Source organism: Pedobacter jejuensis, from assembly GCF_003725795.1.
In the GTDB taxonomy this organism is placed as follows: Bacteria; Bacteroidota; Bacteroidia; order Sphingobacteriales; family Sphingobacteriaceae; genus Pedobacter; species Pedobacter jejuensis.
Genome location: NZ_RBEE01000009.1, coordinates 56,218 through 70,083, shown reverse-complemented (window position 1 = coordinate 70,083; position 13,866 = coordinate 56,218). Strand labels below are relative to the sequence as shown.

The following is a 13,866-nucleotide window of genomic DNA, read 5'->3' as shown; positions in this document are numbered from 1 at the left end:
ATATTTTCAGCGGGATTTTTTATGATTAATGCTATTGGTTAAAAAGTATATCTAAATCCTAAACCGAATCTACCAGCGTTAAAATCGCTATCATTACTTCCAACGTAAAGTCTTGGTCTCCAATCTAAAGCCAAAGCTAAAGGAGCACCACTAAATTTATAATCTAAACCAGCCATCGGTACAATGTAGAAGCTAGAACCTCCATCATATAATTGAATTGAAGGACCACCACCAGCGTAAAAATCTAAACCAGCAGCACCTTTAATCGGTGTGTTGTATTGTAAAAATGCTTGAACGATTGTCGAATTTCCTCCGAACAAAACCTCTGCTTGTACCGCACCTTTACGGCTAAAGTGATGTCTTAAAGATGGACCAACTAATGTTGCACCATCACCAAAATCCAATCCTAAACCAACACCGGTTTTGTAATTTTGAGCTTTAACTTCAGTTGTAGTTAAGGCAAATAAGGCTGCGCAGCCAAAAAGAGTAAGGAATAATTTTTTCATAATCTAAATGTTTTATGTTTTTAAAAGTAATATCAGCCTAACAATTTTAATGCCGATTCTGTTTTACAGGTAAAAATCTAAGTTGATAAAAACAATGCTTGCATAGTAATTTTGTAATTGCTAAGTTTATTAAAATATTCTTATCCTATATAATTTTGCTGATAGACGGATAGAAATTTTTACTGATTAATAATATAAAGGTGATGCATCTTTATGTTTGATTTTTTAACTTAACCAAATATTATAATTATATGGCTGCAAAAATTACCAGGGTTTTTGATCTCTTAAAGCATAGTCTTGAAGAACCCCAACAAGAATTTATTAGCGGAAAAATAAAAGGTAAGTGGTTTAATTACAGCACTGTAGATTTTTGTAGTACTGTAGATAATATTAGTCGCGGCTTAATAAGAATTGGAATAGGCAAAGCTGGTCGGGTTGCGGTGATGTCTCATAATCGACCTGAATGGAACATGGCCGATTTCGCAGCAAATCAATTGGGTGCTTATCAAATTCCTCTTTACCCTACACTTGCCGACCACGACATACAATTTATATTAAAGGATGCAGAAATTTCTGTAATTTTTGTTGCTGACGAAGAATTATATAAAAAGGTAAAACCGAATGTTGATGCTGTAAATCCGGAGATAAAAATATACACTTTTGACGAAGTTACCGGTGCTGATAGCTGGAAATTGTTAATTGCAGATGGACAAGCAAATCAAGACATTAACCTTGATGAGTACCGCAATAAAATTGAACCCGAAGATATCTTAACCATAATTTATACATCGGGTACGACCGGCACACCAAAGGGTGTTATGCTTACACATAATAACTTAGTAGCAAATTTTACAAACTCATCTGTAGTTATGCCTGAAGGTGTTAAGAAAGGATTGAGTTTCCTGCCGCTATCTCATATTTTCGAGCGTATGATTATTTATCTGTACCTGTATAACCGAACGTCGGTTTACTATGCAGAAAGTATGGAAACCATTGTAGCCGATATTCAACAGGTAAAACCAAATTCTTTTTCTACAGTTCCGCGTTTACTCGAAAAAGTGTATGACAAAATAATGGAAAAAGGAAAGGCGCTAACAGGCATAAAAAAGGGAATTTTCTTTTGGTCGGTTGCTTTGGCCGAGAAATATACCACCGATGCGAGTGCATGGTACAATTTTCAACTTAAGATAGCTCGCAAACTGGTTTTTAAAAAATGGCAGGAAGCGTTAGGTGGCGAAATTATTGTTATAGTATCTGGTGGTGCAGCACTAAACCCACGGCTAGCAAGAATTTTTTGGGCTGCTGGAATGCCTGTTTTTGAGGGTTATGGCTTAACAGAAACTTCTCCGGTAATTACAGTAAACCATTTTGGTGGTACTATGTTCGGCTCGGTCGGGGAAGTTATTAAAGGAGTTGAGGTAAAAATTGCTCAAGATGGGGAAGTTTTAACTCGTGGGCACCAGGTTATGAAAGGATATTATAACCGCCCGGATTTAACTGCAGAAGCAATTGATGGTGATGGCTGGTTTTATACAGGAGATATTGGCGAACTGGTTGATGGTCGCTTTTTACGCATTACCGATAGAAAGAAAGAAATGTTTAAAACAGCAGGCGGAAAGTACATTGCGCCACAAATGCTGGAAAATAAGTATAAAGAGTCTATTTTTATCGAGCAGATAATGGTGTTGGGTGAAAATAAAAAGTTTCCAGCTGCGTTAATTGTGCCTAATTTTGAAACGCTTAAAACATGGTCTGCTAAAAAGGGTATCACATACACAAGCAACCAGGAAATAATTAAGAACGAGCAGGTTTTAGTAAAATATAATGAAGTTATAGAAGCCTTAGGTATAGGTTTTGGTAAGTGGGAACAGGTTAAAAGATTTGCGCTTTTACCTAAAGAATGGAGTATTGATGGGGGAGAGCTTACACCAAAATTAAGTTTGAAAAGAAAAGTAATAACTGAAAAAAACAGTAGTATAATTGAAAAAATTTATAAAGATGCAGAAGACTATAAAGCACCAAATTAATACATCCTTATTAGGTTATTTGTTGGCCATAGTTTTATCATCAGGATGTGTTACTGGTCAGTTAGGTAAAAATAATAGTGGTGAATTTAAAAATGGGATGGTGGTTTCTGCCCATCCGGAAGCATCAGAAGTTGGTGTAGAAATTTTAAAGAAGGGCGGTAATGCGGTTGATGCAGCAGTTGCTGTTCAGTTTGCATTAGCAGTAGTTTATCCGAACGCGGGTAATATCGGTGGCGGTGGTTTTATGGTTTACCGTTCATCAAATGGAGAAACCAATACATTAGATTTTAGAGAGAAAGCGGCGGCATCTGCAAGCAGAGATATGTACTTAGACTCTGTCGGAAATCCCATAATTGCTAAAAGTTTATATGGTCAATTGGCTGTTGGTGTGCCAGGAACTGTTGATGGAATGGTTGAAGCGCACAAAAAATATGGCAAGTTAAGTTGGGCACAGGTTGTTCAGCCTGCGATTGATTTAGCCCAGAATGGATTCAAAATTACCAAAAGACAATCATCTGAATTAAATGGTTTGCACAGAGAATTCATGAAATATAATCCTAAGGGAACAGCATTTATAAATTTAGAGAGCACCTGGAAGGAAAATGATTTATTAGTACAAAACGAGCTGGCAAACACTTTAAAGCCGATTCAAAAGAATGGAAGAGCTGGCTTTTACGATGGTGCAGTTGCAGATTCTATTGTTGCCGAAATGCAAAGTGGCAAAGGTTTGATTACGAAGGCAGATTTGCAAAATTATCATTCTGTTTGGCGTACACCTATTATTGGATCATACCGCGGCTACAAAATCATAACCATGCCACCTACTTCAAGCGGTGGAATTGCCCTGGTTCAACTATTGCAATCTGTTGAGCCTTATCCACTAAAAAGGTGGGGACATAATGCTGATTCTACCGTTCAATTAATAGTTGAAGCCGAAAGAAGAGTTTATGCGGATAGAGCAACACATTTAGGTGACCCTGATTTTTATTCAGTCCCTAGAAATGAACTTTTGGCAGCTTCTTACAATAAAAACAGAATGTCAACCTTTAATTGGGCTGCAGCAACACCGAGTTCAGCTGTGCTAGCGGGCGAAGTTAAAGGCAAAGAACATGAAGAAACCACTCATTTTTCTATTGTTGATAGAGAAGGGAATGCAGTTTCCATCACCACAACATTAAACGGTTCGTATGGTTCTTTAGTTGCCGTTAAAGGCGGTGGCTTTCTTTTGAATAATGAAATGGACGATTTTTCAGTTAAACCTGGTTCGCCTAATATGTATGGATTGGTAGGTGGTGAGGCTAATGCTATTGCACCCAACAAGCGAATGTTAAGTTCCATGACACCAACCATTGTAGAAAAGGATGGGAAATTGTTCTTAGTTGTAGGCACTCCTGGAGGCTCTACCATTATAACGTCTGTTTTTCAAACCATCATAAATGTTATAGATTTTGATATGCCAATGCAATCTGCAGTGGCAGCTAAAAAATTCCACCACCAATGGTTACCTGATGAAGTTTCAGTAGAAAAGGAAGCTTTAGATAGTTTAACTGCTGAAAAACTGAGGGTTAAGGGTTATAAAATAGTACCTCGTGGCGCAATCGGGCGTGTAGATGCCATCTTAAGAACAAAATGTGGAACTTATCAAGGTGGTGCTGATCCTCGTGGAGATGATAAAGCAATAGGATACTAATGTTTATATGTGAAAAAGTATTTTTAAGAATAAATGTTTTTGGTATAATGATTGTTACAAGCACGACAACGCTTGTTAACGTTAAACTTAAAAAACATGAAATCAAATTTATTTAAATCTCTACCGGTAGTTTTAGCCGGATTATTCGCTGGTACTGCAGCGATGGCTCAGGAACCTGTAGCATCAACAACTCAATTCAGAACATGGTCGATTGGTGTTAATGCAGGTGCACTTACTCCACTATCACCACTAGGTGGCAAAAACGACTTCAGTAACAACAAAACAAGTTTCGGTTACGGCTTATACATCAAAAAACAATTTACTAATTATTTCTCTCTTCGTTTAGATGGAGTTAGAGGTAAATTAAAAGGTGATAATACCGAAGCTTACGAAAGTGGTTTTGTAAACAATTCGCCAGTTCGTTCATTCGATACTCAATTACAATATTCGGGTACTTTAAGTGCTGCTGTGAATATGTTTAACATCGACATGTTTAAAAAAGAAAATGCTTTACAACTTTATGCTTCTGCTGGTGCTGGTTTAGCTGGTTATAAACCAACTATTACTACTGCTGCTGGTACAAGTTTATATGCTGGCGATAAAACAATTAGCGAATTAATTATTCCTGTTGGTTTAGGTGCTAAATTCAAAATCTCTGATGCTGTTAACTTTGATTTAGGTTGGACTGTCAACTTTGTTGATGGTGACAACTTAGATGGTTACTACAGAGGTGGAAATGATAAATATAACTATGCTTATGCTGGTTTAGAGTTTGCAATTGGTAAAGGAAAACAATTAGCGTTCCACAACCCGGTTGCTGCAACTTACGATGAAGCTTTAGCTGCTAAAAATACTGCAAATGCATTGAAATCTGATTTAGATGCTCAAAAAGCTGAAAATGCTAGATTGCGTTCAGATTTAAACAACTTATTAGCTGATGCTGATGGTGATGGTGTTGCTGATAAATTAGATAAATGCCCAGGTACTCCATCTGGTGTTGTAGTTGATGGTGCTGGTTGTCCTTTAAAAGTTCCTGCTCCACAAGTTACTGAAAAAGTAATTGTTACTGAAGCTGACCGTGCTGTTGTTAAAGACGCAATTAAAAACTTAGAATTTGATTTAGGTAAAGCTACAATCCGTTCTAAATCTTATGCATCATTAAACAGAGTTGCTGCTTTATTAGTAGAGAAAAACTTTAGCTTAAAATTAGCTGGTCACACAGATAATACAGGTTCTAAAGCTTTAAACTTACGTTTATCGAAAGAAAGAGCAGAATCAGTAAAAGCTTATTTAGTTTCTCAAGGTGCTAATGCATCTCGTATAGAAGCTACAGGTTACGGAATGGGTCAACCAATTGCAACTAATAAAACTGCTGCTGGTCGTCAACAAAACCGTCGTGTAGAGTTTACAATTTACTAGTAGATTTCAAATAGATAATCAAAGGCTCCCGATGCAAATCGGGAGCCTTTTTTGTTTCGGCTGCGAAATTATTTCTTTACAACAGTAAACTTTATATGACTATTGATGCTTTGTCAACTTGAGACTTTCGAAACGCTATCTCAAATAGTTTGTCATATACATTCTCTATAATATCAGGTTAAGTTCGATTATTAATTATCCTTCAAAATATTAATAGGCTGTTTTTTTAAACGTCACCTTGAATTTATTTCAGGGTCTTTTATTGCAGGAAGGATGCTGAAATAAGTTCAGCAAGACGTATGCAAGCGATATACCTATAAAATAGTAAGCTGCTTAAGGTTAAGAATCGAGTTCAGGTTATCATATCAGGGTAAGTCTGATTGTGATAATTATTCTAAAACTCCTAATTGTGATAAAATAATCAATCCTTATTTACTTTAACGATTGTACAACCTCTTTAATGTTATTTAAATCACTCATTTCAAATACAGGATTTTGAAAGTAAAAACGTTGATAAATAATCCTGTCATCTTTGCTATCATAAATGCTGATGATTTTATCAAAAGAGCGCTGAGTGTAAATCAGGTACTTTATTGCAACATTGTCATTTAATACCAAACTATCCAGTTCCGAATTGGAAATAAATTTAAGTTTGTAGCTATACGGTTCTTGAATAGTTGTTGGTGTTTCTATTTTAGGTGGCTGAGAAGAAAAAATCTCTCTAACATATTCAGGAACATAAAGCGTTTCTTTTGCTAAATCAGGCAGGCGAACTTTATTGTAAAACTGGTAATCTATAGAACGACTTTGTTTCAATGTCAATCCATCGTTTATCTGCTTTAAATAACCCGCCAAAAAACCAGGTGAAAAATTCAAAAATCTAGAATTGTTATAGAGGTTGTTTAATAATTTAGCCTTTAATCCTTTTCTATTATTAGACTTTGTACCTTGTTCTTTAACTATTAAATTGGTGTACACATCAGAAAATAAAGTTACGTAAGCCAAAATATCTTCCTTTTTTTCCTTCGCTGTTATACCTGGTGTAATAAGTTTTAATCCATAAATTACATTAGTATTGGTTATGGTATCTACGTTATCAACAAAGGCATCAAAATAAAAGAAAGAATAATTTTTTAACGTATCGTATTTAGCTAAATCTTCGGGCTTAATTATTTTATAGGGCGTTATAGTCCATGTTTTTTTTATCACCTCATCAAATTTTTCTTTTTCTGCATAATTTGAATACTGTAATGTAAATAGGGTTGTGGTATTCTTAAAGATTTCTAACTTACCATTAGCAGATACCTCTTCTCCGAAATACGTCACTTGAGCTTTAGCAGCGTTATTTAACAAAATTAGAAGAATAATAATCAGGGATGATTTGTGGTATTTCATAGGTAGCTATTGTGTTAATCAATATTAAGAATCTTTTAACAAAATTCTTCATTTTACTATTGCATTAACAAAATACATTTATTAGCTTTGTTATGCAAGCATAATAAATTAACCAAATGAAACAACAACAAACATTAGATTACCACGTTAAGTTTGCCTGGCAAAATATGTTTAACAAGTACAATCAAATGGCATCCAGTTTTGGAATTACCCAAGCCATTGGTTATATGCTTATCAATATTAATGATGATGAAGGTACTGCCGTATCTAATTTAGCGGCGCTGCTGGGCGTAAAGGCAACCAGTTTATCACGGATGTTAAATAACATGGAAGATGCCAACTTAATTTATCGTGAAACCTCGATAGGTGATAAACGTTCTGTAAAAGTTTTTTTAACTGATTTTGGCAAAGAGAAGAAACATTTGGCTAAAGGTGTTGTGCGAAAATTTAATGAATATCTTGATGAACACTTTACGAAAAAAGAGAAAGATACATTCATTAATTTGCTAATTAAATTAAACGATATTACTGTAGCATATACTGTTGATTAACAAATATTATGACAAAACAAAGCATTAATAAGGTTGCTGTTTTAGGCTCAGGTATTATGGGTTCGCGTATTGCATGCCACTTCGCCAACATTGGTGTGGAGGTTTTGCTTTTAGATATTGCCCCCAAAGAACTGGCCCCAGAGGAGCAAGCAAAAGGATTAACGTTAGATAACCCAACTGTTAAAAACCGAATTGTAAATACAGCTTTGCAAACGGCTGTTAAAACCAATCCATCTCCGGTTTATTCTAAAAAAGCATTAAATAAAATCAAAACAGGGAATTTCGATGATGATATGTCGAAAATTGCTGGTTTTGATTGGGTGATAGAAGTTGTTGTTGAAAATCTGGATATTAAGAAAAAGGTTTTTGAACAAGTGGAGCAATTCCGCAAACCAGGTACGCTGATTACTTCCAATACTTCCGGCATCCCAATTCATTTAATGGCCGAGGGTAGAAGCGAAGATTTTAAAGCACATTTCTGTGGAACGCATTTCTTCAATCCGCCTCGCTATTTAAAATTATTGGAGGTTATTCCAACGCCACACACAAAACCAGAAATCGTTGATTTCTTGATGCATTATGGCGATAAGTTTTTAGGTAAAACCACCGTTTTATGTAAGGATACACCAGCCTTTATTGCAAACCGCGTCGGCGTGTATTCCATCATGGCCTTATTGCATCTGGTAGAAAAACTGGATTTAACAGTTGAGGAAGTAGATAAGTTTACTGGTCCGGCTTTAGGCAGACCGAAATCGGCTACTTTCCGAACTTCGGATGTGGTTGGTTTAGATACCATGATTAAAGTTGCTAAAGGACTTTACGACAATTGCCCTGAAGATAAAGCACACGAGTTATTTAAACTTCCTGATTATGTTAAAAAGATGGAGGAACAAAAATGGCTTGGTGATAAAACCAAACAGGGTTTCTATAAAAAAACAAAAACTGCTGAAGGTAAAACAGAAATTCTGGCGCTGGATTTAAAAACCTTAGAATACAAACCACAGCAAAAGGTAAAATCGGCCACTTTAGAAATGACTAAGCCGGTTGAGAATCTTCGCGAACGCATGAAGATTTTTGCTAAAGGAAAGGATAAAGCAGGCGAATTATTCCGTCATTCTTCTTTCGGATTGTTCGAATATGTCTCAGAGAGATTTCCAGAAATTTCTGATGAATTGTATCGTATTGATGATGCCATGAGAGCAGGTTTCGGTTGGGAGTTAGGTCCGTTTGAGCTTTGGGATGCTGTCGGTGTGAAAGAGGCAATTGAAGGAATGGAGCAATATGGAAACAAAGCTGCGGCTTGGGTTCACGAAATGCTCGATGCCGGAAATAATTCATTTTATAAGGTTGAAGGTGGCGTTAAAAAGTATTATGACATCCCTACAAAAACTTATAAAGCCCTACCAGGAACAGATGAGTTCATCATTTTAGATAACATCCGAGAAGATAAAACCCTTTGGAAAAATTCTGGTGTTTCGATTATTGATTTAGGTGATGGCATTTTAAATGTAGAATTCCATACCAAAATGAATACCATTGGTGGCGATGTAATTTCTGGCATCAATAAAGCTATTGATATGGCCGAAAAGGATTACCGCGGTTTGGTTATCGGTAACGATGGTGCAAATTTTTCTGCTGGTGCAAATGTGGGAATGATTTTTATGATGGCAGTGGAGCAGGAGTGGGACGAATTAAACACGGCAATTCGCATGTTTCAGAATACTTCTATGCGGATACGTTATTCTTCTATTCCAGTTGTGGTGGCGCCGCATAATTTAACATTGGGAGGCGGTTGCGAATTTAGTTTACATGCCGACCACGTTCAACTGTCGGCCGAAACCTATATGGGTTTGGTGGAGTTTGGTGTTGGTGTTATCCCTGGTGGTGGCGGAACAAAAGAATTTGCTTTACGTGCTTCCGATGAATTTAAAGATGACCAAATTGTTCAAAACGCATTAAAGGATCGTTTCTTAACCATCGGAATGGCGAAAGTTTCTACCTCAGGTTATGAAGCTTATGAATTGGGTTATCTGCAAAAAGATAAATTCTCGATTTCGATGAATCGGAACCGTTTATTGGCCGATGCGAAAGCGAAAGCCTTAGAATTGGCTGATGCAGGTTACACTAAACCTGTTCAACGTACTGATATAAAAGTGTTGGGTAAACAAGGTTTAGGAATTGTTTACGCAGGTGCAAATAGCATGTATGCTGGCCATTTCATTTCCGAACACGATAAAAAAATCTCTGAAAAATTAGGTTACGTAATGTGTGGGGGAGATTTATCTGCCCCAACAGAAGTAAGCGAACAATACTTATTGGATTTAGAAAGAGAAGCATTTTTATCACTGGCAGGAGAAAGAAAAAGTTTGGAGCGAATTCAAAGCATCATAACAAAAGGTAAACCGTTGAGAAATTAGAAAGTAGATATGAGAAGCTAGATATGAGATACGAGAAGCAAAACGTTTAAAGAAAAAATGATGAACAAGTTAAATGAACTGAAAATTTGGACCAAAGCAATCAACTTAACAGTTGATGTTTGCAAAGTAACAGCAAGTTTTCCATCTGATGAACGTTTTGGATTAATTAGTCAATCTCGTAGGGCGGCTGTCTCAATTCCATCTAATATTGCAGAAGGTGCTGGAAGAAATTCTTTTAAAGAATTTAATAATTTTTTAGGTATTGCAAATGGCTCATCTTACGAATTACAAACTCAGCTTGTGATTGCTAATAAGTTAGAAATGTTGGATACCGAATCATTAAGTCCACTATTGATGCAAATTAATGAACTACAAAAAATGACTTACGGTTTTCAGCAAATGTTGGAAAAGAAAATTAATGATAAAAAGATGTGAGATGCTAGATATTAGAATAGGCAATTTGTCTTAAATCTAATGTCTCACATCTTACATCTCAAAAAAAATAAGGTTTGTTTTTTGAGTGTTAGCCAGTCTCACATCTCACATCTCAAATCTCACATCTCAAATCTCAAAAAAATGGAAGCATATATTATAGCCGGATATCGTACTGCAGTGGGTAAAGCACCCCGAGGCGTATTTCGTTTTACAAGAGCTGATGATTTGGCCGCGGAAGTGATTAGAGCATTGGTGGCGTCGGTTCCGAATTTAGATAAAGAACAAATTGATGATGTAATTGTGGGTAATGCTACACCAGAAGCGGAGCAGGGTTTAAATATTGCCCGTATGATTTCGCTGATGGGCTTGGATACTGATAAAGTTCCGGGTGTTACGGTAAATCGTTATTGTGCATCAGGTTTAGACACTATCGCCACGGCGGTGGCTAAAATTAAAGCTGGAATGGCCGATTGTATCATCGCAGGTGGTGTGGAAGTAATGAGTGGAATGCCATTTGGTGGATGGAAATTAGTTCCAAATGCTGAGGTCGCTAAAAATAATCCGGACTGGTATTGGGGAATGGGTTTAACAGCCGAGGCAGTTGCGAAAGAATACAATGTAAGTCGCGAAGACCAGGATGCATTCTCTTTAAAATCTCATGAAAAAGCCATTCATGCTATAAAAAACGGTCATTTGAAAGATGGCGTTTTGCCAATTACTGTAAATGAAAACTATCTGGATGAAAACCTAAAAAAGAAAACGCGTTCTTACGTAGTGGATACGGATGAAGGCCCTCGTGCAGATACGACTTTAGAGAAACTGGCAAAATTAAAACCTGTTTTTGATGCTGTTGGAAGTGTAACTGCTGGTAATTCATCGCAAACATCTGATGGTGCGGCATTTGTTTTAGTCGTTTCTGAAAGGAAAATGAAAGAACTAAATGTAGAGCCAATTGCACGATTAGTAAGTTATGGCGTAGCTGGTGTTCCGCCAAGAATTATGGGTATTGGCCCGATTGAAGCAATACCAAAAGCATTAAAACAAGCGGGTTTAAAACAAGATGATATTGATTTAATTGAATTGAATGAGGCTTTTGCATCACAATCTTTAGCGATTATCAGAACACTAGATTTAAATCCAGACATCATTAACGTAAATGGTGGAGCAATTGCTTTAGGTCATCCACTTGGGTGTACGGGAGCAAAACTTTCTGTACAAATGATAAATGAACTGAAAAGACAAAATAAAAAATACGGTATGGTAACGATGTGTGTTGGTACTGGCCAGGGTGCAGCAGGGATTTTTGAGTTGTTGTAAGGCAATTGTTCGCCTCATCGTCATTGCGAGGCACGAAGCAATCTTAATGCTTTGGGTTTGTAATAGCGATAGTTGTAGGATTGCTTCGTGCCTCGCAATGACGCCCGTATTATGCAAGTATCGCGAACGGCCGTCTCCCTGAATTAGTTCTGGGTCTTAATACGAAAAAGATGCTGAAATGAATTTAGCATGACGAGTTGGCAATGTAGGACGTAAAATAAAATTATTATGATTTGAATTTGAGCAGGTCTCAAATCTCATTTCTCAAATCTCATAACAATGGAAACAACAGAAAAAAAAACAATTAAAGGCGGTGAATTTTTAATCAAAGAAACCGTTTATCAGGACGTATTTATCCCTGAAGAATTTGATGAAGAGCAACAAATGATTGCGCAAACTTGTCGTGATTTTTTGGCTTCGGAAGTTTACCCAAATTTAGATAAAATTGATAAGCAGGAAGACCCCGAATTAATGCCAACGCTTTTAACCAAAGCTGGTGAACTGGGTATTCTTGGCGTTTCTGTTCCTGAGGAATACGGAGGTTTCGGTAAAAACTTTAATACATCTATGCTGGTTGCAGATGTGGTTGGTGCTGGTCATTCGTTTGCGGTAGCACTTTCTGCACATACCGGAATTGGCACTTTACCAATCCTTTATTATGGAAATGAGGAGCAAAAAGCCAAATACATTCCTAAATTAGGTTCTGGAGAATGGAAAGCAGCGTATTGCTTAACGGAGCCAAACTCTGGCTCGGATGCAAACTCTGGAAAAACCAAAGCAGTTTTAAGTGCTGATGGAAAACACTACATCATCACCGGACAAAAAATGTGGATTACCAACGGTGGTTTTGCAGATATCTTTATTGTTTTTGCAAAAATTGATGATGATAAAAACTTAACTGCTTTTATTGTAGAGAAAGATTTCGGTGGCATTACCATGAATCCCGAAGAACATAAAATGGGTATCAAAGGTTCATCAACTCGCCAGGTTTTCTTTAATGATTGTGAAGTTCCGGTTGAAAACATGTTGAGCGAAAGAGAAAATGGTTTCAAAATCGCAGTAAATATTTTGAATATTGGTCGTATTAAATTATCTGCTGCGGCAATTGGTGCATCAAAAGCAACACTAAATACAGCAATAAATTATTCGAATGAAAGAATTCAGTTCGGTCGCCCGATTTCGAAATATGGCGCCATTCGTTTTAAAATTGCAGAGATTGCATCGAAATTATATGCTGTTGATGCCGCAAATTACAGAGCCGGACAAAACATTGATGATACTTACGATGCCTTAGTTGCTGGTGGAATGGAATCTGGAAAAGCCAGATTAAAATCGGTGGAACAATTTGCCGTAGAGTGTGCGATTTTAAAAGTTTGGGGTTCTGAGGCTTTGGATTACACCGTTGATGAAGGTGTTCAAATTTATGGTGGTATGGGTTTTAGTGCCGATGCACCAATGGATAGGGCTTACCGCGATGCCCGTATCAATCGTATTTTCGAAGGAACAAATGAAATTAACCGCTTACTAACAGTCGACATGATGTTGAAACGTGCCATGAAAGGTGAACTAGACTTAATGGGACCAGCAACTGCAGTAGCTGCAGAATTAATGAGCATCCCTGATTTTGGCGAAGAAGATACCACGTTATTTGCAGCAGAGAAAAAAGTTTTAGCCAACCTTAAAAAAGCAACTTTAATGGTAGCGGGTGCTGCAGTTCAAAAATTGATGATGACGCTAAGTAAAGAACAAGAAATTCTAATGAACATTGCCGACATGGCAGGTTATGTTTACGTGCTTGAATCTGCTTTACTGAGAACCGAAAAATTAGTGAGCACTCGAGGCGAAGCAGCTTGTGCTGGTCAGCTGGATTTATTAAAAATTTATATGGTAGAAGCTGTTGATGGGATTGCTAAAGCTGGTAAAGAAGCGCTTTGGGCATTTGCTGAAGGCGATGAACAACGCATGATGTTGGTTGGCTTGCGCCGTTTCACAAAGGTAGAGCCATTTAATGTTAAAGATGCTCGCCAAAGAGTTGCTCAACAACTTATTGAAGCGAACAAGTATATTTTTTAGGCTTAAAGGTTTAAGGTAGAAGGTTTATGGTTTGGG

The 13,866-nt window shown here is 37.0% G+C and carries 10 protein-coding genes; 8 read left to right on the top strand and 2 right to left on the bottom strand.

Going from position 1 to position 13,866, the window contains the following annotated elements:
- Positions 1-38: 38 nt before the first annotated feature.
- A complete protein-coding gene (locus D7004_RS06060) occupies positions 39-506 on the bottom strand; it encodes a hypothetical protein (RefSeq protein WP_123204978.1) in 468 nt (155 codons plus the stop codon).
- A 251-nt stretch (positions 507-757) separates the two neighbouring features.
- On the opposite strand from D7004_RS06060, the gene D7004_RS06055 reads away from it, so the two are divergent.
- The 3 genes from D7004_RS06055 (at position 758) to D7004_RS06045 (ending at position 5,642) form a co-directional block, all read left to right on the top strand.
- Entirely contained in the window at positions 758-2,533 is a 1,776-nt protein-coding gene (locus D7004_RS06055) for an AMP-dependent synthetase/ligase (RefSeq protein ID WP_123204977.1), read from the top strand.
- Positions 2,505-4,223 carry a gamma-glutamyltransferase gene (gene ggt, locus D7004_RS06050; RefSeq protein WP_123204976.1) on the top strand — a complete coding sequence of 573 codons (1,719 nt, stop codon included), beginning with the start codon at positions 2,505-2,507 and terminating at the stop codon, positions 4,221-4,223. The genes D7004_RS06055 and ggt overlap by 29 nt, the downstream gene beginning before the upstream one ends.
- A gap of 96 nt (positions 4,224-4,319) precedes the next feature.
- On the top strand, positions 4,320-5,642 hold the full coding sequence (locus D7004_RS06045) for a DUF6089 family protein (RefSeq protein ID WP_123204975.1): 1,323 nt from the start codon (positions 4,320-4,322) through the stop codon (positions 5,640-5,642).
- A gap of 432 nt (positions 5,643-6,074) precedes the next feature.
- Here the strand turns inward: D7004_RS06045 and D7004_RS06040 are convergent, their stop codons facing one another.
- Positions 6,075-7,037: a hypothetical protein gene (locus D7004_RS06040; protein ID WP_123204974.1), complete on the bottom strand. Its 963-nt coding sequence runs from the start codon at positions 7,035-7,037 to the stop codon at positions 6,075-6,077.
- Between the two features lie 116 nt (positions 7,038-7,153).
- Between D7004_RS06040 and D7004_RS06035 the strand changes: the two genes are divergently transcribed.
- The 5 genes from D7004_RS06035 (at position 7,154) to D7004_RS06015 (ending at position 13,830) form a co-directional block, all read left to right on the top strand.
- Positions 7,154-7,588 carry a MarR family winged helix-turn-helix transcriptional regulator gene (locus D7004_RS06035; protein WP_123204973.1) on the top strand — a complete coding sequence of 145 codons (435 nt, stop codon included), beginning with the start codon at positions 7,154-7,156 and terminating at the stop codon, positions 7,586-7,588.
- Between the two features lie 8 nt (positions 7,589-7,596).
- A complete protein-coding gene (locus D7004_RS06030; protein ID WP_123204972.1) occupies positions 7,597-10,005 on the top strand; it encodes a 3-hydroxyacyl-CoA dehydrogenase/enoyl-CoA hydratase family protein in 2,409 nt (802 codons plus the stop codon).
- A gap of 57 nt (positions 10,006-10,062) precedes the next feature.
- Entirely contained in the window at positions 10,063-10,440 is a 378-nt protein-coding gene (locus tag D7004_RS06025) for a four helix bundle protein (RefSeq protein WP_244214257.1), read from the top strand.
- A gap of 141 nt (positions 10,441-10,581) precedes the next feature.
- Positions 10,582-11,757 (top strand): acetyl-CoA C-acyltransferase, encoded by a 1,176-nt coding sequence (locus tag D7004_RS06020; RefSeq protein WP_123204970.1) that lies wholly within the window; start codon positions 10,582-10,584, stop codon positions 11,755-11,757.
- 279 nt (positions 11,758-12,036) lie between these two features.
- The gene (locus D7004_RS06015; RefSeq protein WP_123204969.1) at positions 12,037-13,830 is read left to right on the top strand and encodes an acyl-CoA dehydrogenase family protein; all 1,794 of its coding nucleotides are present in this window, start codon (positions 12,037-12,039) and stop codon (positions 13,828-13,830) included.
- Positions 13,831-13,866: the final 36 nt, after the last annotated feature.

Bases quoted from the DNA above. Each gene is read 5' to 3' on its own strand.
- D7004_RS06035 (WP_123204973.1), top strand. From the start codon at position 7,154: ATGAAACAACAACAAACATTAGATTACCACGTTAAGTTTGCCTGGCAA.
- D7004_RS06020 (WP_123204970.1), top strand. From the start codon at position 10,582: ATGGAAGCATATATTATAGCCGGATATCGTACTGCAGTGGGTAAAGCA.
- ggt (WP_123204976.1), top strand. From the start codon at position 2,505: ATGCAGAAGACTATAAAGCACCAAATTAATACATCCTTATTAGGTTAT.
- D7004_RS06025 (WP_244214257.1), top strand. From the start codon at position 10,063: ATGATGAACAAGTTAAATGAACTGAAAATTTGGACCAAAGCAATCAAC.
- D7004_RS06060 (WP_123204978.1), bottom strand. From the start codon at position 506: ATGAAAAAATTATTCCTTACTCTTTTTGGCTGCGCAGCCTTATTTGCC.
- D7004_RS06040 (WP_123204974.1), bottom strand. From the start codon at position 7,037: ATGAAATACCACAAATCATCCCTGATTATTATTCTTCTAATTTTGTTA.
- D7004_RS06030 (WP_123204972.1), top strand. From the start codon at position 7,597: ATGACAAAACAAAGCATTAATAAGGTTGCTGTTTTAGGCTCAGGTATT.
- D7004_RS06055 (WP_123204977.1), top strand. From the start codon at position 758: ATGGCTGCAAAAATTACCAGGGTTTTTGATCTCTTAAAGCATAGTCTT.
- D7004_RS06045 (WP_123204975.1), top strand. From the start codon at position 4,320: ATGAAATCAAATTTATTTAAATCTCTACCGGTAGTTTTAGCCGGATTA.
- D7004_RS06015 (WP_123204969.1), top strand. From the start codon at position 12,037: ATGGAAACAACAGAAAAAAAAACAATTAAAGGCGGTGAATTTTTAATC.